Origin of the sequence: Paenibacillus sp. FSL K6-2862, from assembly GCF_038005125.1 — a bacterium.
Lineage (GTDB): Bacteria > Bacillota > Bacilli > Paenibacillales > Paenibacillaceae > Paenibacillus > Paenibacillus illinoisensis_A.
This window is the reverse complement of record NZ_JBBOSN010000001.1, coordinates 4,934,359-4,958,123: the sequence shown is the minus strand read 5'-3', so window position 1 is coordinate 4,958,123 and position 23,765 is coordinate 4,934,359. Positions and strand designations below refer to the sequence as shown.

General features: G+C 48.0%; 18 protein-coding genes. 13 read left to right on the top strand and 5 right to left on the bottom strand.

Annotated elements, in window-relative coordinates; all coding sequences use genetic code 11:
• Nucleotides 1-3: 3 nt before the first annotated feature.
• The 5 genes from MHB82_RS22395 (at nucleotide 4) to MHB82_RS22375 (ending at nucleotide 9,337) form a co-directional block, all read left to right on the top strand.
• Complete coding sequence (locus tag MHB82_RS22395) at nucleotides 4-1,563, top strand: extracellular solute-binding protein (RefSeq protein WP_341175861.1); 1,560 nt, start codon at nucleotides 4-6, stop codon at nucleotides 1,561-1,563.
• Nucleotides 1,564-1,625: 62 nt separating this feature from the next.
• Nucleotides 1,626-3,935 (top strand): Ig-like domain-containing protein, encoded by a 2,310-nt coding sequence (locus MHB82_RS22390; protein WP_341175860.1) that lies wholly within the window; start codon nucleotides 1,626-1,628, stop codon nucleotides 3,933-3,935.
• 5 nt (nucleotides 3,936-3,940) lie between these two features.
• Nucleotides 3,941-4,723: a glucosamine-6-phosphate deaminase gene (locus MHB82_RS22385; protein ID WP_341175859.1), complete on the top strand. Its 783-nt coding sequence runs from the start codon at nucleotides 3,941-3,943 to the stop codon at nucleotides 4,721-4,723.
• A complete protein-coding gene (locus MHB82_RS22380) occupies nucleotides 4,720-5,883 on the top strand; it encodes an N-acetylglucosamine-6-phosphate deacetylase (protein WP_341175858.1) in 1,164 nt (387 codons plus the stop codon). Before MHB82_RS22385 ends, MHB82_RS22380 begins: the two co-directional genes overlap by 4 nt.
• Nucleotides 5,884-5,893: 10 nt before the next feature.
• Nucleotides 5,894-9,337, top strand: coding sequence for a glycoside hydrolase family 3 N-terminal domain-containing protein (locus MHB82_RS22375; RefSeq protein ID WP_341175857.1), 3,444 nt, complete (start codon nucleotides 5,894-5,896; stop codon nucleotides 9,335-9,337).
• A gap of 156 nt (nucleotides 9,338-9,493) precedes the next feature.
• On the opposite strand, the gene MHB82_RS22370 is transcribed toward MHB82_RS22375, so the two are convergent.
• Complete coding sequence (locus MHB82_RS22370; RefSeq protein WP_341175856.1) at nucleotides 9,494-10,213, bottom strand: SDR family NAD(P)-dependent oxidoreductase; 720 nt, start codon at nucleotides 10,211-10,213, stop codon at nucleotides 9,494-9,496.
• Nucleotides 10,210-10,620 carry a winged helix-turn-helix transcriptional regulator gene (locus MHB82_RS22365; protein ID WP_341175855.1) on the bottom strand — a complete coding sequence of 137 codons (411 nt, stop codon included), beginning with the start codon at nucleotides 10,618-10,620 and terminating at the stop codon, nucleotides 10,210-10,212. The genes MHB82_RS22370 and MHB82_RS22365 overlap by 4 nt, the downstream gene beginning before the upstream one ends.
• A 199-nt stretch (nucleotides 10,621-10,819) precedes the next feature.
• Between MHB82_RS22365 and MHB82_RS22360 the strand changes: the two genes are divergently transcribed.
• The 5 genes from MHB82_RS22360 to MHB82_RS22340 all read left to right on the top strand — a co-directional run bounded on the left by MHB82_RS22360 (nucleotide 10,820) and on the right by MHB82_RS22340 (nucleotide 17,507).
• Entirely contained in the window at nucleotides 10,820-11,350 is a 531-nt protein-coding gene (locus MHB82_RS22360) for an NAD(P)H-dependent oxidoreductase (protein WP_341175854.1), read from the top strand.
• Nucleotides 11,351-11,775: 425 nt separating this feature from the next.
• On the top strand, nucleotides 11,776-13,323 hold the full coding sequence (locus MHB82_RS22355) for a PTS transporter subunit EIIC (RefSeq protein ID WP_341175853.1): 1,548 nt from the start codon (nucleotides 11,776-11,778) through the stop codon (nucleotides 13,321-13,323).
• Between the two features lie 9 nt (nucleotides 13,324-13,332).
• Nucleotides 13,333-14,178: a transcription antiterminator gene (locus tag MHB82_RS22350; protein ID WP_341175852.1), complete on the top strand. Its 846-nt coding sequence runs from the start codon at nucleotides 13,333-13,335 to the stop codon at nucleotides 14,176-14,178.
• A gap of 239 nt (nucleotides 14,179-14,417) precedes the next feature.
• Entirely contained in the window at nucleotides 14,418-15,869 is a 1,452-nt protein-coding gene (locus MHB82_RS22345) for a glycoside hydrolase family 68 protein (protein WP_341175851.1), read from the top strand.
• A gap of 81 nt (nucleotides 15,870-15,950) precedes the next feature.
• Entirely contained in the window at nucleotides 15,951-17,507 is a 1,557-nt protein-coding gene (locus MHB82_RS22340; RefSeq protein ID WP_341175850.1) for a glycoside hydrolase family 32 protein, read from the top strand.
• A gap of 263 nt (nucleotides 17,508-17,770) precedes the next feature.
• Here MHB82_RS22340 and MHB82_RS22335 read toward each other — a convergent pair whose 3' ends face one another.
• The gene (locus tag MHB82_RS22335) at nucleotides 17,771-18,322 is read right to left on the bottom strand and encodes a TetR/AcrR family transcriptional regulator (RefSeq protein ID WP_341175849.1); all 552 of its coding nucleotides are present in this window, start codon (nucleotides 18,320-18,322) and stop codon (nucleotides 17,771-17,773) included.
• Between the two features lie 166 nt (nucleotides 18,323-18,488).
• On the opposite strand from MHB82_RS22335, the gene MHB82_RS22330 reads away from it, so the two are divergent.
• The 3 genes from MHB82_RS22330 (at nucleotide 18,489) to MHB82_RS22320 (ending at nucleotide 20,871) form a co-directional block, all read left to right on the top strand.
• Entirely contained in the window at nucleotides 18,489-19,391 is a 903-nt protein-coding gene (locus tag MHB82_RS22330) for a CPBP family intramembrane glutamic endopeptidase (protein WP_341175848.1), read from the top strand.
• A gap of 473 nt (nucleotides 19,392-19,864) precedes the next feature.
• Entirely contained in the window at nucleotides 19,865-20,260 is a 396-nt protein-coding gene (locus MHB82_RS22325) for a hypothetical protein (RefSeq protein WP_341175847.1), read from the top strand.
• A gap of 71 nt (nucleotides 20,261-20,331) precedes the next feature.
• Nucleotides 20,332-20,871, top strand: a complete 540-nt coding sequence (locus MHB82_RS22320) for a DJ-1/PfpI family protein (protein WP_341175846.1) — start codon at nucleotides 20,332-20,334, stop codon at nucleotides 20,869-20,871.
• Between the two features lie 1,008 nt (nucleotides 20,872-21,879).
• On the opposite strand, the gene MHB82_RS22315 is transcribed toward MHB82_RS22320, so the two are convergent.
• Together MHB82_RS22315 and MHB82_RS22310 are read right to left on the bottom strand one after the other, a co-directional pair.
• Nucleotides 21,880-22,716, bottom strand: coding sequence for a sulfurtransferase (locus MHB82_RS22315; protein ID WP_341175845.1), 837 nt, complete (start codon nucleotides 22,714-22,716; stop codon nucleotides 21,880-21,882).
• Between the two features lie 98 nt (nucleotides 22,717-22,814).
• Nucleotides 22,815-23,759: a DMT family transporter gene (locus MHB82_RS22310; protein ID WP_110821933.1), complete on the bottom strand. Its 945-nt coding sequence runs from the start codon at nucleotides 23,757-23,759 to the stop codon at nucleotides 22,815-22,817.
• Nucleotides 23,760-23,765: the final 6 nt, after the last annotated feature.

The window sequence follows — 23,765 nt, the reverse complement described above, 5'->3', positions numbered from 1 at the left end:
TGTATGGGCAAATGGAAATCGGTAATTCTTCCGCTGTTGATTGCTGTAACGATGGTAGCGGGGTGCAGTGGAGGCGGCAATGGTTCCGGCTCGCAGCCGGATGCTCAGGGGGGAGACGGTGTAAAGAATAATCCTACAGGAACGGGAAAGACGTTTACCGCACTCCTGGATAACAATGCCACGTTCCCTTACTCCAAGAGCTGGCCCGTTTGGGATTGGTTGAAGGAGAAGACCGGTGTCACACTTGAAGTGCAGACACCCTCCGGCAAGCTGGATGAAAGCCTGAATCTGGCGATTGCCTCCAAAACGCTGCCTGATCTGATGTATATGCCCAATCGCAAAGAATCAAACAAGTTTGGACAGCAGGGCGCACTGGTTGATCTGATGGAGCATATGGACAACATGCCGAACCTGCAGGCATGGATGAAACAATATCCCGAGGAAGCGAAGGCGGCACTCTCTGCCGACGGCAAGATGTATATGTTCCCCAATCAGGGCTTCGGTGAGACAAACCGCATGATCTGGATGTATCGCAAGGACGTTTTCGACAAGGAAGGCATTCAGGTTCCAACGACCTATGAAGAGCTGCATGCAGCCCTGAAGAAGCTGAAGGAGAAATATCCGGACAGTTATCCTCTCTCCATCCGCTACGGACAGATTCCGGATGAGATGAATGCCAATATGACGGTGAATTATGGGACAGGAGAAGGCGCCTACTACGATTTTGACCAGAAAGAATGGCGTTATGGACCGACCGAAGACAATTATAAATCCATGGTAGGCATGTGGAAAAGTTTCTACGACGAAGGACTGGTTCCCCCTGATTTCTTATCGCTGCAAACGAAGCAGTGGCAGGATATGGTCTCCACAGGCAAATCGTTCGTGACCATCGATTATATCAGCCGAATTGATTTCTTTAACAATGCCATGCAGCCGGAGAATCCCGAGTTCAATATGCAGTTCATGGCACCACCAGCCGGCATTGCCGGGGGCAAGCAGCTGAATCCGTATTTTCATTATATGGAGGGCGGGTTAACAGTAGCGTCCACCTCCAAAAACATTGACGATATCATGAAGTACATGGACTTCTTCTATTCCGAGGAAGGGCGAACGTTCAGCAGCTGGGGAGTAGAGGGCGAGACATATGTAAAGGAAGGAGATACGATCAAGTTCAAGCCGGAGTATAACGATGTCATTGAAATGCGTAAGCAGACAGGGCTGCAGACCAGCGGAACCTATACCTGGATTGATTTTAATGCTCATCTGTCTCTGTTCTCGGATGCCCTGAAGAACGCTTATGAAGAAGCGGTGAAGTATGATCCTTCTGCCATGCAGCCAAGACCTGCGTTTACTGAGGGTGAAAATGAAATCATCTCCATTACTGGGCAGGCGATCAAAAAGCACCGCGATGAGAGCTTTGCCAAATTCGTGACCGGCTCTCGCAGTCTGGCGGATTGGGAGAAGTATGTAGAGGAGATTAACAATCTTGGTGTAGATCAGCTGCTGAGCACCTATAAGGAAGCGTATGACCGCGTTCTGAATATTCAGTTGAGCGCGAAATGAGCGAATATACGGCCCAGGAATCCTAGACCATTAGTACAGAATGGCAAAAGGAGGCTTCGCTTATGAAAAAGCAGCACCTGCGTGTGTACTCCGGATTCAGGCTAGCCATGGTTTTGTTGATAGGTATGGTGTTCGTTGGATTACCCTTCCCTGGTAAGGCGGGAGCAGCCGGTTCCATCTCGCTGGACGTACCTGGAGGTGGTTATGTGTCGGCCGGAGGGATGGTAGAGATTGGAGGCAGTTATACCGACCTGTATGACATTCGGCTCTATGTCAACGGTACGTCCCAATACGAAGTGCTGTTGAATGATCCCGATGGGGATGACAGCGGCACTTGGTCTTACATGCTGGATACCTCAAGCTATAACGGGACAGTTGAACTGGTGGTCCGCGGGCTGGATACGTCCACCCGTTACGGGGTATGGGGCGCTCCCGCCACCCTTACGGTTGATAATCCGGCAGGGGCTGTCCCAGTCGTCACAATCACAGGACCATCCGAAGGTGTGCCTTTAAGCGGTCAGGTAGAGGTTACCATCGAGACCAGCTCGCCCATTCCAGTCTCAATGGTAGAGGTGAGGGTAGATCGAGGGCCTTGGCAGCAGGCAACCGAGCAAGGTACGGCGTACGTATTCGTGTGGGACACAGCGGGAATGGGCGATCGAACCGTCAGTCTGGAAGCCAGAGCAACCAATGCACCGGAACGATACGGCTATAGTCCAACCATATATGCACAGGTTGGAAACGGGACGAACGAACCGGCTGTCCCTCTGCCCAATCAGGACCGGGCCATGTGGATATGGGAACCGGAAAGCTACAAGCTGCTTTTGAATCCCGGTTCGCGCCAGGTGCTGGAGTCATTCATTACGGATACACAGACATTCGGGCAAGAGCCAGTCCAGACGCTGTATCTCGCTGTGGGCAAATATGCGGGGTACAATGCGCTGGAAGAACAGGTGGATGAACTGCGTTCGTTCCTGAGCTGGGCTCATAGCAAAAATCTGCAGGTGCATGCTCTCATTGCTGGAGGCACTTCTCCCGCCTACATGGGCGCATACGAGAAATATCATAGTCATGCAGTAAGGGAAATGGAGCAGGTCATCAATTACAATCTTGCAGCAGCTGATGCGGAGAAGTTCGACGGCATCAATGTGGATATTGAGCCTTACATTTCCCCCGACTTCAGAGATCCGAGCCGATTCCTGCAGCAGGAATACCTGGATGTCTTGCAAAAAATGATTGATCGCCGGGATATGGCGGGTATCCGGCTGCCGTTCGGCCCAGCTGTGCCCAAGTGGTATGACACGTCTGATCAGGGTGCAAATATTGTCTGGAATGGCTCCAGCAAGTGGCTCTCCGAGCATGTTCAGGATATCTCTGACTACATCTCCATCATGGATTACCGGGATACGGCGGATGGCTCCGCTGGCATTATTGCCGGGGCTGCTGGAGAACTAGCTTACGCAGACCAGATCGACAAGCCGAATTCGGTGGTGATTGGGGTGGAGACGCTGGATATCGCGAATAGCGGCGATCCCGAGACAATCACGTTCTGGGAAGAAGGCCGGAGCCATATGGAAGCCGAACTGGATAAGGTCTATACAGCATACGGGCAGAACAGCGCCTTCGGCGGCATTGCCGTCCATCACTATGATTCCTACCGGGCGCTGCCTTCGTACTGGGGACCTGGCGGCACACATTGGATAGCTCCGGATGATCAGGAGGCCCCTTCGGCCCTTGCTGGAATCCCCTCCATCGAAGCCACCAGTTATCAGACCATACAACTGAATTATGGAATGGCTTCGGATAACATGGAAGTGGAGCGCTATTTGATCTATCGGAGTACGGTTCAAGGCTTCATGCCTGCTGCTTCAGATATCGCCGGACTCGCCCGGGGCCTGAACTACCAGGATAAGGGACTGCTGCCGGATACGACGTATTACTACCGCATTGCAGCCCGCGACTTGCAGGGCAACATCGGACCACTCACGGATGAAGTCTCGGCTACGACGGCAAGCACCACGCTGAAGCCTCTAATTGTCTCTGACATGAATCTGGTGTATAGCGGATCAGCAGTATCCGTCACCCTGAAGGTCAGGGATTACGTTACTGGTGCGGTACTAACGGGTGCGAAGGTAGAGGGAAGGTTTACGTATTCAGCAGGACGGTATACCAGCGGCATCACTGGAGCAGATGGAAATGTCACGCTTGGCTCGGAAGCGGTGATCCCGGGAAGACAGGTTGGTTTTGAACCTCGCCGAATCCGTTATAACGGTTATTACTATGCAAGCAGGCATGATCTGTCTCATGCGACACTGCTGATGCAGAATTCGGGTCATGAAGAATCGGGTGAGCAGCCGTCTGAAGGAGGATAAGAAGCATGAAAGCAAATGGCTTAATACTGCCACTGGAAACTCAAGTCGTCGATCGAATGTCTGTACAGATCTATGCCAATCGGGACCAGATGGGGGCAGCTGCAGCAGCCGCGGTTGGGCATCAATTAAGACAGCTGCTGCAGGATTCCGAGCGCCAGGTCCGTATCGTCTTCGCTGCAGCGCCTTCACAGAACGAATTATATGAGGGACTGGTGCGGGAGCAGGACATTGACTGGTCAAGGGTTTGTGCTTTTCACATGGATGAGTACATTGGTTTACCGGATGAGGCTCCGCAGCGTTTCGGCCGATATCTGACGGAACGTCTGTTCAGCCGAATTCATCCGGGGCGGGTGGAACTGCTGAACGGACTGGGCGATGTGGAGCAGGAGTGCAGAAGATATGGAGAGCTGCTCCATACTGCTCCTATTGATATCATCTGTCTTGGGATCGGAGAGAATGGACATATTGCCTTTAATGATCCACCTGTTGCGGATTTTAATGACCCGGTGCCTGTAAAAGTGGCGAAGCTGGATGAGGCCTGCCGCCGTCAGCAGGTAAACGATGGCTGTTTTGCCCAGTTGGATGATGTACCTGAAGAGGCTCTGACTCTGACGGTGCCGGCGTTGATGGCAGGCAAGAAACTGTTCGCCATTGTTCCAGGCGCGTCGAAACGTCGGGCGCTCAAGTCGGCTTTACATGATCCGATAAGCACGGCATGTCCGGCTACGATCCTGCGTACACATCCCGGTATTACGATGTTTACGGACCGGGAAGCCTTCGGCCTGTGAGCGTGCCCATTGTTGGTAGACACTACCGGACGGGGCTGCCCATTGAGGTCCGAGTCAGAGAGGGGAAGATTGCTGCCGTTACTGATCTTGCTCTGACATCTTCCCCGGAACATCTTCCCTGGCTTGCCCCCGGTCTGGTTGATTTGCAGGTGAACGGCGGCTGGGGTCTGGATCTGAATGCGGCTCCGCTGTGCCCGGATACGGTGCTGAAGCTGACCACGCTGCTGCGGAGTCAAGGAGTCACGAGTTATTGCCCTACACTGATTACAAACCGTTATGATCGCCTCGCTGAATCTGCATCCGCTATTGCAGAAGCTGTTCGGGTAAACGCGGATGCGGCCGCGGGCATAGCGGGCATTCATCTGGAAGGCCCGTTCCTGTCACCGGAGGACGGACCGCGCGGTGCACATCCGCGGCAGCATATCGTTCCCCCGGACTGGGATGCCTTGTGCCGCTGGCAGGAGGCAGCAGGCGGGCTAATCCGTATCGTGACCCTTTCCCCGGAATGGCCGGGTGCAGCTTCATTTATCGCCCGGTGCTGTGAATCTGGCATTCTTGTCTCGATTGGGCATACGGCGGCTTCGCCTGAGCAGATTCGGGAAGCTGTCCAGGCGGGGGCTGTCATGTCCACCCATCTTGGCAATGGTGCGCATCTGATGCTTCCGCGCCATCCCAACTACCTGTGGGAGCAGCTCGCAGCAGATGAGCTGTATGGCTGCATGATTGCAGATGGCCATCATCTTCCGCCATCCGTGCTGTCTGTCATTCTCCGAATGAAGCGCAAACGGGCCATTCTCGTTAGCGATGCCGTCTCACTGAGCGGCATGCCACCAGGTTCTTACCGTCTGCACATCGGCGGCGACGTGGTGTTGACAGCAGAAGGGCGGCTGCACCTTGCCGGGCAGCCGCAGCTGCTGGCCGGCTCGGCAAGGATGCTGCTGGATCAGGTGAGCTATCTCGTGGAAAAAGGACTTGCCGGACTTGCCGATGCCTGGGACTGTGCTTCGGCGCATCCGGCGAAGCTGCTTGGTCTTCAACAGGCTGCCGGACTTGAGGCAGGAGCCCCTGCGGATCTGGTCAGCTTCAACATGAACGATGGGAAGCTGAGCATGCTGCAATGCTGGAAGAATGGCCGACTGCGGCCACAGGGTAACGAATAGGAGGAGAGCGATGCAGAGCTTGATACCGCAACCGAAGCAGTTTACAGCAATTCAGGAAGGCCCCTTACGGCTGGATGACAAGGCGAGGATAAGCATGTATATGGAGCTGGAGGATCCTCGGCTCGCAATTCATTGCCGCCAGGCATTTCCGGGACTTCAATATACGTCCTCAAAAATAGATCAAGGTTATTGGCTTGTTGTAGAACGTTACGTAGGGCAAGAACCACAGCAGCTAGACCATGACCCTAAGATCAACGAGCAGACTATTGATGAAGTCAAGGGAGAACAGGAGAAGAGCTCACTTCTCCCTGATGTCCATTCAGACAATGCAAAAAGGGAAGAAAAATGGGCTTATCTCGCGGGGAGGCCGCAAAGTTACACGGTAGAGGTTTCGAGCCGTAGAGCGGAGGTCTGGGCGCTGGATGCTGCGGGTCTATTTTACGGATTGCAGACCTTGGTTCAACTGCGTGGCTCAGATGGAGACATCCCTTCCGTGTTGATATCCGACTGGCCGGATACGGCTGTGCGGGCAATGAATCTGGATTTACGCCAGACGTTCTCGAAGCCGGAGCTGCTGATCGAATATTTGGGAGAGTTTGCAAAATATAAGACGAATGCCGTGCTGATTGAATATGAGGATAAATTTCCATTTCGAACACACCCAGAGCTTGCACATCCCAAACATGCACTAAGCCTGTCGCAGCTTGAAGAACTGAAGCGTACTGCTCATGAACATTTTATCGAGATTATTCCGCTTCAGCAGAGCTTCGGACACCTGGAGTATGTACTGCGCCACGAAGCCTGGCGGCACCTCCGCGAAACAGAGCAGTCCACCGGGGAAATTTGTCCGTCGCACCCGGAGTCCTTCGGGTTGATTACCACACTGCTTGGGGAGATGATCGACGCCCACCCGGAATCGCGATATATCCATCTGGGTTGTGACGAGGTCTACAGCCTATGTGAATGTGTACGCTGTCAAGTTGAATATGAAGGTGTACGGGAACGAGCCTTTATCGCCTTTTTGAACCAGTTAATCGCCTATACGGCAGAGCGGGGGAAACAGCCAATTTTCTGGCATGACATGCTCGACAAATGTTCGCCGGAAGAACTCGCTAAGCTGGATCAGCGAAGTGCAGCTATGATCTGGATTTATAATGGACGCAATATTGAGGCAGAGGTGACTTCGCATACGGACAAATTCAGATCGCTGGGCATTGAAGTCATGGGAGCTCCGGCCGTTCGAAGCTTTGACTGGGCCGAACATCAGAACTATCCGGTATTATCGAACCGCACGGACAACTTGCTTCAGTGGGCTGAAACAGCCGGCAAGCTGGATCTTGACTGTATTGTTGCTACCAACTGGACGGGGCCGTTCAGCCTCGGTGTTCCGTATGGCATTTTTGAAACGACGTGGTACCCCATGCTGCTGCATGCGGACCTGGCCTGGAATCGTAAGGCAGATGCCTCCACCTTTATAGACCGATTCCTGGAACGGTTTCATGGCATTGATCCGGTTACCGGGCATACGTGCCTCGGCCTTTATCAGTTGGAGGACTATTATGAGATCATCTGGAAGCTGCTGGACGAGGTGCAGGAGCATAAGGAAGAAGCCGAACTGGTGGCCATCATGCATGATTTTGAGGTAGCGACAGACCGTTCGCGAGCGATCCACAAGTATGCCTATCGCTGGGAGCTGTATCCTGGAGATGATGCAGAGTGGCGCTCCCTGCAGAATAATTACACGAGAAACCGCCGCGGACGCGAGAAGGTTCTGCCTCGCATGAAGGCAGCGCTGGAACGTTACCAGCCTTCAGATATGGCGGAGCATTTTGTGAAGTCGAGGTTCTATCTGCACGACTATCTGGAGCGTACACTTTATCATGAATTGGGACTGGATGCGACCTATGCGGAATCTGAACCGAAGGCGATGAGTCTGGAAGATAAAATAGCCATGATGTGTGTGGTTGGTACGCCATCGATCTGTGCCGAACCGGAATTTCGGGAGAGAATGTCGCAGCAGCGGTTTGGCGGAATCGGCATCTTTCCCCATAATGTTGAGAGTGAGCAGCAGACGCTGGCACTACTCGAAGAAGTGCAGAAGATAGCCGGAGAGTTTGGCAGCTCGTTGCCTTATTATATTTCGGTAGATGAAGAAGGAGGCACCCTGTCCAAGTTCAAAACCTTCTTTCCCTATATCCCGGGTAACCGGGCAGTGGGGTTAAGCGAAGTCCCCGAAACAGCCTATCTGCTCGGTAAATTCATCGGCAGTCAGTTGAATGCGCTGGGGATTCCGATGAACTGGGCACCTGTACTGGATGTGAACACCAATGTGGATAATCCCGTCGTCGGTGTCCGTTCTTTCGGAGAGGATCCAGGGCTGGTAGCTCAATTTGGCCGGGCCTACATCCAGGGGATGCATGAAGCAGGTGTGGCTGTGACGGCAAAGCACTTTCCGGGTCACGGCCAAGTAAGCGGGGATTCGCATGTGGTCCTGCCCGCGTGTGAGCTAACGCTTGAGCAATTGATGGAGGGGCCGCTGCTCCCCTTCATGGAGGCAATCGATGCTGGAGCAGATTCAATCATGATGGGACATCTGGTGTTTCCCAACATTCCGGAATCCGCTGGGCTCCCAGCTTCGCTCAGTTCTTTTTTTGCCTCAGAACTGCTGCGTACCAAGCTGGGATTTGAAGGTGTAATCTGCACTGATGATATTGAGATGGGAGCGATCCGTAATCATTTCAGTCCGGATGAAGTAGGCGTCCTTGCCGTACAGGCGGGAAACGATATGATTCTAATGTGTCACACCCCTGAGTATCAGAGCCGGGTTATTGCGGGTATTCTGGCAGCCGTGCAGGACGGGCGGATCGACGAGGCGCGAATTGATGAGTCTGTTCATCGGATCCAGCAGCTATACGGTAAATTCCAACAATACCAAGCGTCTGCCCAGCCTATTCCGAGAGAGGAGTGGGATGAGGAGGCACTGAATCTGGCTCGTAAAACCGTGAAAGTCACCCGAGATCCACAACGATTGCTTCCGCTCAGGACTTCGCTGAATTATTTGCTGATTCTGCCGAAGCAGGAGCAGCTGACGCAGGCCGATAATAGCGGTGCAGCCGAGATCAGACTGGCATCACTTTTGAAGGATGCAGGAATAACGGTGGTGACGCACCACTGTTCTATGAGGCCGGATGCGGACGAGATCACGTCACTCGTACAGCAGACTGCTGGTGCGGATGTTGTGATCCAGGGCACGCTTAATGCTCATCTGTTCACAGGTCAGCTGGTGCTCGCCCAGGCACTGGCTTCAGTTAAGCCCCTACTGAATCTGGTACTGCGCAATCCGTATGATGACCTCGCTCTGCCGCAGCAGGCCGGGAGCATACAGCTGTGTTCAACCTCCGATTATTCGCTGCGGGCACTGGTGGAGCAGCTGACGATGGCAGCTTCGAAGTGATTTGTCAGATCGAAATTGTATTTCATAATAAAAAGGTAAAAAGCCCGTTAAATAACGGGCTTTTTACTGTATTGAATCCGTTTGTTATTACCTGTTCGTTAAGGGATCCTCCATAGTTAGATGGGGACTCCAACAAAGTATTCCATCAAGTATCTATTATGCATTTGTATCCGTTATCGCTGGGATATTGATTTCTTTTACGCAGGCTGCCTTGGACAGGTTCACAATGCATTTGACGATGGAAACCATATCCTGGAGGGGGATACGTGTGCCATTATATTCAGCTAGTGCACGCTCACTTCCCTCTTCATAAGGTATTTCACCTGCAAGCTCCCCCGGGTTAATGCATGTTACGGCAATGCCATCGTGTCTCGTGTGCTCCCGCAAGGCCTCCGTAATTCCACGAATGGCGAACTTGGAAGCTACAAATGAAACTTGAGTGTTATTCGAATTGTTCAGACCTGCTGTCGAGCCAATCAGAATGATTTTGCCGGCTGTCGATTGCCGGAGATGGGGCAGTAATGCCTGGATACATACAATCGCCGAAGTTATATTTACATGAATCAGATTCGAGATATCAGCCGGAGTGTCCTGGTCAAACGTGTAGTGATCCTCGAACCCTTCCTTTTCCCAAATGCCTACATTGTATATGAGAACATCCAGTGTTTCGTGCTGGAGGGCGTCTGTGATCACTTGGGCTGCATGGAGATCAGACAGATCCGCCTGTATCCATATGCGTTCAACGCCGTCATTCAGGTTCAAATTGTCAGGTCTGCTGCGAGAGATGACCCAGACCTTGTCTCCCTGCTCGGGGACACCTCTGACGAAGGCATCTCCAAGTCCTTTGCTTGCGCCAAATACGAGATAGTTTTTCATTTCAAGTTCTCCTTCTTTTCAATTATCGAATCAAGGGGTAGCGAGTCAAGAACAGACTCTTTATTTTCCATAAGTATAATTTCTTCTCCCTGCTGCTGTCTTAATGCTATATTTTCCCGTCCCCATGCACACATCACATCCACAATCTTGTTGGCAGTAACTCCATATTCCGTAAGACTGTATTCGACTTTTGGCGGCATCTGTTGATACACATGTCTTCTGACAAGGCCGTCCCTCTCCAGCTCACGTAATTGTTGGATCAGGACCTTCTGTGAAATGCCGTCGATACTGCGCTGCAGCTCGCTTGTCCTTTTCACACCTGACATTAATAAGCATACAATTAGCGCTTTCCACTTGCCACCGATAATCTCGAGTGTTGCTTCAATTCCCAGATTATATTGTTTCATGACCGTTCACCTCGTTCAGGTTACATCTTGTTGATGCGGTATAACTGTTCATTTTCTCACAACTTTGCTGATGAAGTCCATACACACCTCGATGTAACCATCTTACTTTATTGTGTGTATTTTCTTTTTGTCAGGCCTATATGATAATGGCGTTATTCAAACAAAAGGGTTAGCCTGAACCAAGAAAGGAAGTACAACAATGAAAACACTCGTGATCCTGGCACATCCGAATATTGACGGCTCAAGAGTCAATCGGCGATGGAAAGAAGAGCTTGAACAGCATGCAACTGATATTACAATTCATGAGATCTACCAAGCATATCCTGATTGGAATATCGATGTTTCCAGCGAACAGAAGCTGCTCGAAGCATATGATCATATCATCCTGCAGTTTCCGCTATATTGGTACAGCTATCCGCCTTTGCTCAAAAAGTGGTTTGATGATGTTTTTACCTACGGGTGGGCGTATGGATCATCAGGCAATAAACTGCACGGGAAAAAGCTGAGCCTCGCCATGTCCATTGGTGATAAAAAAGAAAATTACACGCCAGAAGGTTCCGTCTCTTTTACGGTAGATGAGGTGATTGCACCTTTCAAAGCCAGCATCAATCATGTGGGTGGGATAGCATTACCGTATTTTGCCGTCTTCGGTGCATCATTTCAGGCTACAGATGAAGAGATTAACCAAAGTGCTGAAGATTACATTCGTTATATCCGTAAGTATGCTTGATTGCCGAAATTGGCGTTGATATGAAGGGGTTTCCCTCAACGGAGCACCTTAGCGTCCATGTACCCAAGTCCACGTACACCATCATCGCTACAAAATCAAGAGTCTGCTTCCGAAGCGGGCTCTTTTTGCTTACTCTTCCCCGTAACGATCAGGATTTTATTGAAAAATAACCTATTGATTCCATTAGAGGATATTCGAATTTTGGAGAAAAGGGGCGATCTGTTAGAACTGACTGCAAAGCCAAGATGAGCCATTGTCCTCAGAGTAGTGGTATTTACTGACCATTGATTTTGGAAAGTGAAGTGGTCACAATAGTAATATTGCCAAAAATGACGGAATTGTTATTTTTGTAGAAGATCAACTTTCAACGATAGACATCGATCCTTCGATGTCCTTTTAATGCTAAGTAACAGGGAGGAGCATCCATGCAGCAGGATGACCTGAGTGTCACAAAGGGGCGTAGTTCCGCAAGGGCATTGGCCACGCAACTTATTGAATGGTCTGGAGGAACGGACAATATTATCGAAAGCACCCATTGTACGACACGACTTCGACTCCGATTGCAGAACAGTGATCTGGTGGAACAAGAACGTCTTGACGGTATGCAGGAAATTCAAGGGGTGCACGTTCGTGCTGGACAACTGCAGATTATCCTGGGTCCCGCTCTTGTATCGAAGGTTAATCGCCAGGTGAATGTCATGCTTCAGTCAGCTGCTTCGTCCATACCGAAAGAAGACGACCCGATTGGACCCATAACACCACGGCTGCACGAAGAAAATCATATGGATTCCTATCCACTGCCGTTCGTGTCTACCACCAGCAGACCATCCAATGATAAGGGGCTTCATTCACGAGCATTGTTGCACAGGTTGATGGACGCATTCCAATTTTTTTCTGATATCGTTGTGCCCATTATTCCGCTCTTCGTCGTGTCAGGGCTGCTGCTGGGTCTCTTGGGACTTGCGAGGGCATTCGGCTGGGATGATCCAGGGCAAACGTGGTTCCGGATTCTGTCACTGCTGACGGGCTCTGCGTTCCAGTTGATGGCGGTTCTCTTCGGATACAACACGGCCAAGCGGTTCGGTGGAACCCCTGCGCTTGGTGCCGCTGTGGGGATTGTCATGACTCATCCGGGTATTCTCCCGTTCACCGATATTAGTGGAAATCCAGCCTTTGCTCAAGCTGTGCCCATATCACCGCAATTCGGGTATCAGGGAGCCATCATCCCAACCGTTCTAGCGGCGTTTATGCTAACGATAATAGAGAAAGGACTACGCCGATGGATCCCGTCATCCGGAGCTGTTCTTCTCGTTCCCTTTTTAAGCTTTAGCCTTGCTGGCAGCCTTGCGGTACTGGTTATTGAACCCCTTGCCCTTGGTCTGGGCCGCTCGCTGGGAAGTATTCTGGAGCACGTCTTCAACTACGGGAGCTTGCTATTTGGGCTACTGCTTGGAGGGATCTACAGCTCCGTTGTGATCACCGGTCTTCATCACGGGATTCAGGCTATAGAAGTTGGACTGATTTCCAATCCGGATATCGGCTTCAATTTCTTGCTTCCAATCTGGTCCATGGCGAATATCGGGCAAGCAGGAGCCGGTCTTGCGGTATATGTCAGAACCCGGGACGAAGCATTGAGGAAAATAGCATTGCCTGCTTCGATCACGGCGCTGTTCGGTATCACCGAGCCAGTCACCTATGGTGTTAATCTTAAACTTGGGCGTCCCTTTCTGGGTGCTGCTGCCGGAGGAGCCGCCGGAGGAGCATATGTCGCTTTTCATCAGGTTGTGGCCAATTCATTGGGGCTAACCGGATTGCCGATGATCGCTTTTATCGTACAGCCCGGGTTGATGAATCTTGTGCATTATCTCATAGGTTTTGTGCTTGCTCTGGCTACGGCTTTTACCGTTACCTTGCTGCTCGGTGTGGATCGCGTTGGTCGATCAGAAGCTCATAAACTTAACGAACAGGCATAGGAGACTAACATGAAGATCAAAAAAATACTCAACAATAACGCCGCTGTGGTTAACGATCATGGAGAAGAGAAAATTGTCATGGGGCCGGGTGTTGTTTTTCAAAAAGGAAAAAATGATGTTGTAGACCCAAGCCTTGTTGAAAAAGTGTTTGTGATGACTGATCCGAAGCAGTACAACCACCTTCAGGAAATGCTGGGGACCCTGCCTGAAGAAGAAATTGCAGTCACCCAGCAGATCATTACTTTCGCCGAGAAAGCATTGGGTGTTACGTTTCATGAGCACATCCATATCGCTCTTGCAGACCATCTCTCGTTTGCCTTGGAGCGGATTGGCAAGGGAATCGAAATTCGGAATACGCTGCTTGAGGAGATTCGTATCCTCTATCCAAGAGAGTTCCATCTTGGGCTTCATGCCAAGCGTTTGATCTACGAGAAATTGCAGGTGGTCATCCCGGAAGATGAGGTTGGTTATATTGCCATGCATATCCATACGGCCTGGAAGAATGCGGGCATGCGCCATAAGGCTCCGGAAAAGACGGCCATGATCAGGGATATCGCGGAAGGTGTAGGACAAGTTGCCGGTGTACTGGATCGACGGTCTGCGAACTATGAGCGACTTTTGACCCAGCTTGAGAATATGCTGCAAACGGATGAATCAGGCAGACTCCGCAATGAACTTAACCCTGAGCTTGTGGCGATGGCAAAGATGAATTTTACCGAAGCGTATACACAGGCCCGCGAGATCGGTGAAATGGTTGAAGAGGATTATGGATATGCGTTTACCGAAAGTCAGCTGGTTGTGATCGCCATGGAAATCATTCGGATAGATCATCGACTTCATCCATCCTCGGATTGATTATGATGCTTGATAAACTGAGTCCCTGGTCCTTGATCCGAATCGGGAGTTTCGATCTATAGCCAAATTTTGATCCGACCATATAGAATAGTTATCGACAGTTGAATATGTCGGGATTGTTACTGGTAAGCAGGCAAGACCTAAAAGTCCGTTGGGATCGGTGTATCCACCATACCCTAACGATTTTTAGGTCTTTTTCTGTTTTCCGGAAAAAATGACAAGAGAGAGGGATACATCTAATGAATTTCCAGAAGATTGTGAGAAGAGTGACAGCAGTAACGTTTGCAACAACACTATTGGCAGGTGGGGCAGTTTCGGCTTTTGCAAAAGAAAGTACAGACTACAAAGAGAGTTATGGTTTCTCGCATATTACACGCACAGACGCCCTGAAAATCCCTGCGGAACAAATTAAAGCACAATTCAAGGTTCCTCAGTTTGACGCATCTACGATTCAAAATCTTCCTTCTGCAAAAGGATATGATGAAAAGGGTAACGTCATCGACATGGATGTGTGGGATACCTGGCCGCTGCAAAATGCGGATGGTACCGTAGCTGACTATCATGGTTATCAAATCGTTTTTGGTCTGGCGGGGGACCCGGATCGAGGTTCAGACACATTCATCTACATGTTCTACAAAAAAGCAGGAGACACATCCATTGATGCCTGGAAAAATGCAGGCAGAGTGTTCAAAAACACCGATAAGGACGTTCCGAACGATCCCATTCTGAACCACCAGGAAGAGGAATGGTCCGGCTCTTCTACGTTGACTACGGATGGTCATATTCGTCTCTTCTATACCAATCGTCATGGCTGGGACCCGGCTAACGGATTTTATGGCAAGCAAACCCTGACGACTGCTCAAATCAATGTCTCTGAACATGCAGAGGACACGCTCAAGGTGGACGGTGTTGAAGATTTCAAGTCGATCTTTGATGGTGACGGCAAAATGTATCAAACTGTGGAGCAGGCTTTCAGCGGTGGGGATTATTCCGACAATCATACGCTGAGAGATCCTCATTACGTTGAAGATAAGGGTCACAAATACCTTGTTTTTGAAGCCAATACTGGAACAGAGACGGGTTACCAGGGCGAGGATGCTTTCAATAACAGAGCCTTCTACGAAGGAAGCAAGAAGTTCTTCCAGGCCGAGAGGGAGAAATTGCTGCAAAGCCCTAATAAAAAGCTTGCTTCCTTAGCCAATGGCGCTTTGGGGATCATTGAACTGAATGACGACTATACCTTAAAACAAGTGATGAAGCCGCTGATTGCATCCAATACGGTAACAGATGAAATTGAACGCGCAAATATTTTTAAATTGAATGGAAAATGGTATTTGTTCACGGATACAAGAGGATCCAAAATGGTTCTGGATGGCGTTGATGCTGAAGATATCTACATGTTGGGATATGTATCTGGTTCTCTGACAGGACCTTACAAACCATTGAATGGTACTGGACTTGTATTGCATCAAGATCTGGACCCTAAGGATGTTACCTGGACTTACGCACATTTTGCTATTCCGCAGGTTCAAGGCAACAACGTAGTGATCACTAGTTATATGACCAACCGAGGAATGTTTGAAGATCATCATTCTACCTTCGCACCAAGTTTCCTGGTGAATATCAAAGGATCCAAAACATCCGTAGTGAAGGACAGCATTCTGGCACAAGGACAATTGACAGTGGAATAAACCAATTCCGCAGAGAATCTAAAAGAAAGAAAATGTCGATAACTATTGGCATTTTCTTTTTTTACAAATGAGGTATCTGTTATGAATAACAAAATCAGAAGGAAAATAATCATTTGGTCTGCTGTCTGTGGTGTGATCACGCTTGCCTTCACTGTTATTCCGATCCTGGCCAACAACCCATGGCCTACAGCGGATACGGGAGCAGCCTCTCCTTCTGCTAGCCTGCGAGCGAGCTTTCATTTTACAACGCCAGACAAGTGGAAGAATGATCCTCAAAGGCCGATATATCTGGACGGGAAGTACCACTATTATTATCTGTATAATGGTGATTACCCCACAGGCAATGGTACGGAATGGCGGCTTGCCACATCGGTCGATCTGCTTCATTGGAAGGATGAAGGCGTGGCAATACCCAAATACACAAACCGAAACGGTGATCCATGGTCTGGCTCATTGGTTGTGGATGAGTCAGGTACAGCTTGCTTCGGCAAGGGGGCAATTGTTGCGATCATGACACAGCCCTCTGCCAGCAGCGGACAGCAGGAACAATATTTATGGTACAGCACCAATCAAGGGAAAACATTTAAGCCTTATGGAGATCGACCGGTGATAAAGAATCCGGGACAAAAGGATTTTAGAGACCCTAAAATCATCTGGGATGAGCACTCCAAAAAATGGGTTATGGCTCTGGCTGAAGGGACGAAGATTGGGTTCTATGAGTCGGTTAATTTGAAAAATTGGCGATATACTGGCGGCTTCTTCACGGAAAACGTGGGGTTGGTGGAATGTCCTGATCTATTTGTGATGCGGGCAGATAACGGAACCTATAAATGGGTGCTCGGCGTAAGCGCCAACGGCAGATCATCCGGACAACCCAATACCTACGCTTACTGGACCGGAAGCTTTAATGGCAAAGAATTTGTTTCCGACCTTCATGATCCACAATGGCTGGACTATGGCTTTGACTGGTATGGAGGAGTTACATTTGAAGATGGGGCAAGCACTGACAAAACCGGTCACCGTTACGCATTCGCCTGGATGAATAATTGGAGCTATGCCAACAATACGCCGACACTGCAGGAAGGTTACAACGGCATGGATTCGATTGTTCGTGAAATTAAACTTATTACATCGAAAACGGGTCAGTATCGACTGATCTCAAGACCGATTGAGTCTCTGGAACGGGCAGTGGTCTCGAAGACTGCCTTTAAACCGATTACAGTGAAAGGATCTCATACACTTCATGCGACGGGAGATTCGTATCAGCTTGAGGCCGATATATCGTGGACCAAGATCAAGAATATTGGATTAAGGCTTCGTGAATCCAACGACCAGAGCCGACATGTGGATACAGGCGTCAATGTAGAAGGTGGCTATGTCTATGTGAACCGGACCTATACCGGGAATCCTGACAAGAGTGGCCGAGACTTGGAGAGTCAAGCGGCATTCGCTCCGGAGAAGAACAAGGTTCATCTCAAGATTCTGGTAGACAAGACCAGTATCGAGGTCTTCGTTGATGATGGTTCTTTGGTGTTATCCAATATCATTTTTCCAAAATGGAATGACCGCGGGATCACATTGTATGCTGAAGGGGGGACGGCAGTATTTAGCAACCTGCAGATAAAATATTTCGATTAATTGGTGGCATGGGTCGGACTGTTTCTATAATAATACGTCTAATTATCAGTCAAATCGGATGAAGGCTAGCCTCTCCTCCATTGTCATCAAGTTTGAAGACGAAAAGCCCGCATTGTTAGATGTGGGCTTCTTTCATTTATTTTTCCACAGTTTCCAATAGAATATCAATCCATGCACGCCCGAATTGGCACAGGCAAGGAAAGTGTATTCTGCTTGGCTCTGGCCGGCTGCTTAACTCCCAGATTTATGTGTCAAGCTTCCCTTTAACGTATAATCGAATGGATATAGTCTTGTATCATTTCTTTGCTTCGTGTTCGATTTATCTTATCCGGCTCTAGATACAAATTGAGAGCCATTCCATTCATAAAGGCATACAGTTTTTCTTGTTCCTTCTCTTCATCGGTTGTGCTCAGAAGACCTTCATTTTTCAAGTATATAATGCAATTCTTGATTGCGTTTTGGAGGTCCTCATAATTGGTATCGAACCCTTTTTGCGTTTTTCCATAGGTTACAAATGCAAACCAAACCTCCATTTCCAATAATGTTTGTTCATCAGTCGGGACTAGCTCAAGCAAGTATTCAACAATTCTTTCTTGAGGCTCAAGTTCTCTTGCATTCAGATTTCTTAGCCGAATAAGTACCTTTTCCTTAACTAACTCCATCGCAAACGCTAATAGGCTCTCTTGTTTTGCAAAGTAATGTCTTAAAGCTCCTTGTGATAATCCGGCCTCCTTCGCAATTGTTCTTGACGTTGCTTGATGAATTCCTTTCTCACTAATGATTTTCCAAGTTGCTTCAGCGATAATATTCTTCATTTTCTCATGGTCTACGATTTTTGGCATACACAAAGGATATCATATTATTTAACTCAACTGAATTAAATAGACGATGAAGATGGAATGTGCTAGAATTTATTTAACTCAACTGAATTAAAAAAGAATGAGGCAAATGCGGCATGCAACTTAAAGGAGTGCAATTGGAATGAACCAGCTATTCAAAGTAATGTTTTCTACATGGAGAAAGGCAATCGGCTTATTGTGCATGATCATTATGTTTGCTGCTGTATTGTGGTTAGTGTGGACCGGAAACTTGAGTATAAGGTACACGGCCGATCATGAGGGAGTGATTCCAATATGGCATAGTTGGTTACCGGCATTCCTTGGTATTTTACTAATCCGTCTGATTCCTTATAAAAGTCAAAATCATCCGTCTTTCCAACAAAGGGAGAGACATCACTTGGTTGTCCAATCGATTGTGTTATTGATGTCAGGTGTTTTGTTTACGGCTGCTCTTGTAACGATAGATCCCCAAGGATTACATTTCGAGCTATATTATTTAGCGTTCAAGTTGACGACACTGTTGTGCATTCCGCTGATTTTCTTGCTAATTTATCGCAAAACGACTGGCGCGCAACAAGAAATTATCTCGGCAAAGCCTCGCTCTCGCAGAAACGTCATTGCACCACTAATCATTATTGTGGTCTGGGGTTATCTAAAGTTCTATTCCCCAATTGCACAACCAGAAGGAGTAATCGAAGCAACGGATTTGACAGAATTATTTCTCTTGGTGTTGATTGGTTTTATTATCAATAGCGTATTGGAGGAAGTTTTCTATCGGGTATGGCTGCAAACCCGGTTGGAGGCATTGCTTGGAAGATGGCCTGCCATACTACTAGTTTCAATACTATGGTCCATCTGGCATGTTGCCATTCAAGGATATGGTCAGTGGGATATTGATGTGGCAACAGTGATTGCAAATCATGGGGTTACGGGTCTGTTTCTTGGTTATTTATGGGCCCGCTATCGTAGAGTATGGGTGATTATCTTGGTTCACGGACTCATAAATGCTTCCCCTCATGTTCTGTTGCAGATTTTATTTCACTGAGGGGAAAGGAGCTGGATATGTAGCTTTTTCTTTCATTTTTTCCGATCCCGTGATGCTATTCTGTAAAACGAAATTGACTATAAGTTGATTGTCCCCAGGATAATGTTGATTTTCGATTCAGTCGTTCAATCTCGTACAGTGTCTGCCTTCAGCCTAGTAATATATATTAAAGTGAATGTCCAACTTGAGGTGTTAAAGGGAACTGCGAAGAACTAGTAAGTTATGAAAGATTGATTGATATTGCTCATAGTGAGGTACATATATGATTCCTATCAATTTGACATCGAAGATCTGTGCTAATCACTTGACGGTACAAAAAGACGAAGAGGAGTACACAATTGCTGACCCAGAAACATTCGAATCCCCATTGAAGGTGTTCTAGCTATAAAACTATTGGACGGTATAAATACACTGGATGAAATATCTAATTTATTAAAAAGAATCACGATGTTGATGTAGATATTATTGATTTTGTGGAAACTTTACTAGAGTTAAACCTAATTCAAAAATTTAATGTTGAAGTCTTGGTTACTCTTAAGGCCAGTAAGGATGAAGGGGGGATAAGAGAAAAGGTGGGTAGATTGTTCTTTAACAAATTTACAGTTTTTGTTTATTTAATTTCTTTTGATGCATCTATAATTATTTTTACATATAATCCTGAATTTCTTCCGTCTTATCAAGATTATTTTATTTTCAATGAGTCAGTTGGTTTAAGTTTGCTTATTCTATTTCTAATATCATGGAGTTTAACGATTCTGTATGAATCTGCCCATTATTTTGCAGCAGTATCACTTGGGGTACCAGTCAATTTTATGGCATTTCTTGTACTTTTGGGATGGGACAATTGTGATAGCGTTGGCTTTCTTTAATTTGGCTCTATGGATTATTGATGCATTCAACCGTTCTAAAGAGTTAAAAAAGCAGTTTGAACTTAAAATAAATGAAAGCAGGTGTAAACATTAATACTCATGTCTTAATCTACGATGGATTTGTAAATTTTGAAATAATGTTGGCAACCTATTTAATGAAAACTCAGGGGGAAATCATAACAGTGGGTTTAAGTTCCGAGATGGTCAATTCTTACGAAGGTTTTACTGTTAAACCCCATCAGAATATAAAAGAAATTGATTGTGACGATGTTGAAGTACTACTTATTCCAGGAGGAGATATTAGCGCAATAGAAGGGAATCAGCAGCTTACTTCACTTATTAAGAGGCTAGACATTAACCAGAAGTATATTGGTGCTATATGTTCAGGAGTCGAAGTTGTTAAGCAAGCAGGGGTTTTAGAAGCAAGAGAGTTTACTAGCAATCGTACAAACAATGCTGAAACATATAAAGTTAGTCGGAACATAATAACTGCAAAAGCTAACGGATATGTAGATTTTGCGATTGAGTTAGGGAAAATGTTGAATATTTATTCCGACGAAGAGGATTATAATGAAACAGTTAGATATTTTAAATATTTTGAGAGCAATTAGTACCAAAAATAATTATTGTTATCTATCATTGATCATTTTGAACTTTTAATTCAGTTATTAGTGGTGTTTGACCATAAATATTTAATTGCTTCGGATCTGAACCATAGTCGAAGATAATACTTACTTTTACGTTGTTATCAAGTTGCCAACACAGGTGTAACAGTCTGATTCCTTCATAATTGCATATACTTGGATTCAGTCCGTTATTTAACATTGAAGCATTTGTTCATCTCCAAGAGCCACACATTTAAAGAATGAATGAAGGCTCTTGGAACTTTTCGTTTCCATGGGTTCTTGTGAATAGTGTATTTTACAATATCGTTGTTTTGGCAAGCTTCAGTAAAACTTTGTTATAGTGACACAATGAATCGGCCCTATTATTTCCATAGAAAATTGGACGATATTTTTGTGTCAATAATTTAACTGTCCTCTGAGGATTGGCATTTATTGTTATGCAAGCAGGCGAAAAGTCTCTACGTCGTTGAAATTCACGAGGGGCTTTTTAGTGCATACATATAAAAAGAGCCCACAAAATTTGTAGGCTCTTGATGATATTACTTGGAGAATAGGATTACTACAATGTCATATGCTATTGCATGTGGCGCGATGGTAACTTTGTAGCCACCATACGTCGTATTGGAAGAATAACGAGATTCCACGGCTGCAGACAATTTTGCTTATGAAGCTATCTGTTACAAGTACTCCAGCAGCTTTCAACATGTCAGTAGCCAATTTGAGTGAGGCGTTGCTACTCGCATTGAAAATGATATTTGCTACCTCCACCAGAACTTTGCGAAACCATGTAACTAACGAAAGCATAACCGTCAGCGTCGTAAATCTTACTTATTTGGTGATGTTCTTCAATTCATAGCCTTTGTAGGCAGAAGAAGCTCCGATTGATTTCACAACTGCATCGTACACTGTTTTAACATCAGCAGGTACATCATGAACTTTACATCATTATAGTCCAAATATAAAGAACCCGCCCCGTAGGCGGGCACTTTGCCCTTATTCTTCCCCAGTCGCCACTGCATTCTCCTCATAACTAATCCAGTCGCTCCAGCTACCGGCGTACAGCTTCACATTGGTATATCCGGCTTCCTCCAGCGCAATCACGTTCGGGCAGGCCGAGACGCCTGAGCCGCAGTACACGATGATGGGCTCGTCCTTCGCCAGCTTCCCAAAACGTACCTCCAATGTACTCACGTCAGACCACCGGCCTTCTGCATTCAGTACGTCTTTCCAAAAATAATTCACGCCCCCCGGAATATGTCCAGCCTTGGCATCAATCGGTTCCTCCAGCCCCGCATAGCGGCGGGCATCACGTGAGTCGATCAGCACGGCTGAGCTGTTCGCTGAAGCGTGCTGTGCATCCTGCACAGTGGCGAGCATGTGCGGCTGTACGTTCGCTTCGAACGTGGAGGGAATCCGTACAGGCACATCCGTGGTTACCGGGAACTTGGCGTTTTGCCAGGCGGAGAAGCCCTCGTCCATCACATACACCTGTTCATGGCCCAGATAACGAAGCAGCCACCATAGACGCGAAGCGTTCATACCACCCTGATCATCATAGGCAACAATACGAGCATTTGAACCGATTCCCGCTTTTGAAAGACGCTTTGCCAGTTCTGCCGGGTCAGGGAGCGGATGACGTCCGCCATGGGCTGACACAGGAGAGGATAGATCCTGTTCGAGATCCAGATAAACGGCACCTGGAATATGGCCAGCCTCATAAGCTTGTCTTCCTGCGTCCGGTTGACCGAGCAGGAACCTGCAGTCGGCAATGACCACATCGGGTTCGTACATTCTGGCGAGCAGCCAGCGCATGGATACAATGTTTTTCATGAAAATACACCGCCTTATGAAGAGTATTGAGTTCCGATTGAAGTCTGTTGTATCAGACTCCAATCGTTTTTTTTGCCATGCCATATGCTGCGGTAGAATTACACCGCCGTAGGTTCAGCAGGTCCTTGACCGCCGACAGGCGCGTCAGCGGGAATGGGTTCCGGTTTGGTTTTGCCGTACCGAATGAAAATCCATACCCCAAAGATAATGACGACGCCGGCAATCATCTGCATGGCACTGAGAGATTCACCAAGCAGCATCCAGGCCAGCAGGGAGGAGAATACGGGTTCACCGAGCACGCCCATGGATACCGTGGTGGCATTCATATACTGAAGCAGCCAGTTGAAGAGATAGTGCCCGAAGATCGTCGGCACGATGGCGAGCAGCAGGAAAATTCCCCACTCCGAAGCGGCATAACCCCCGAACGGATGCCCCATGGCCAAATTATATACCGCCAGCGTACAGGCAGCGACGAAAAATACCCAGAAGTTATAAGAGAAGGCACTGAGTCCGGAACGTAGAAATTGTCCAAGCAGCATATGGATGGCTACCGCAATCGTTCCCAGCAGAGATAGAAGATCGCCTTGCAGTGCCGTACCGGCTAACTGAAAATCCCCAGCTCCGATCGCTATGGATCCAAGCAGGGCGATGCCCATGCCGATAATCATCATACGGTTAATCTTGGCTTTGAACAGCCAGACGGAACCGGCGAGAATTAATATGGGCTCAAGTGCGAGAATGACCGTGGAGCTGGCCACACTCGTAAGTCTGAGCGAACCCATCCACAGCAGGAAATGAAGTGCCAGCATCACACCGGATGCAAGCAGCAGCCCCCACTGCCTGAAATTAAGGCGCATCATCTCATGTCGGTATTTCCAGACAAACGGAAGCATCAGCAGATTGGTGAGAAATAGCCGATACATGGCGATAACAGCCACATCTGCACTGGACCAGCGCACGAAAATGGAAGAAAACGAGATGGCAATAATGCCGACAACGAACAGAAGTTCAATGGATCTGCCGGCACGAAACAAGCTTGTCATGGATGT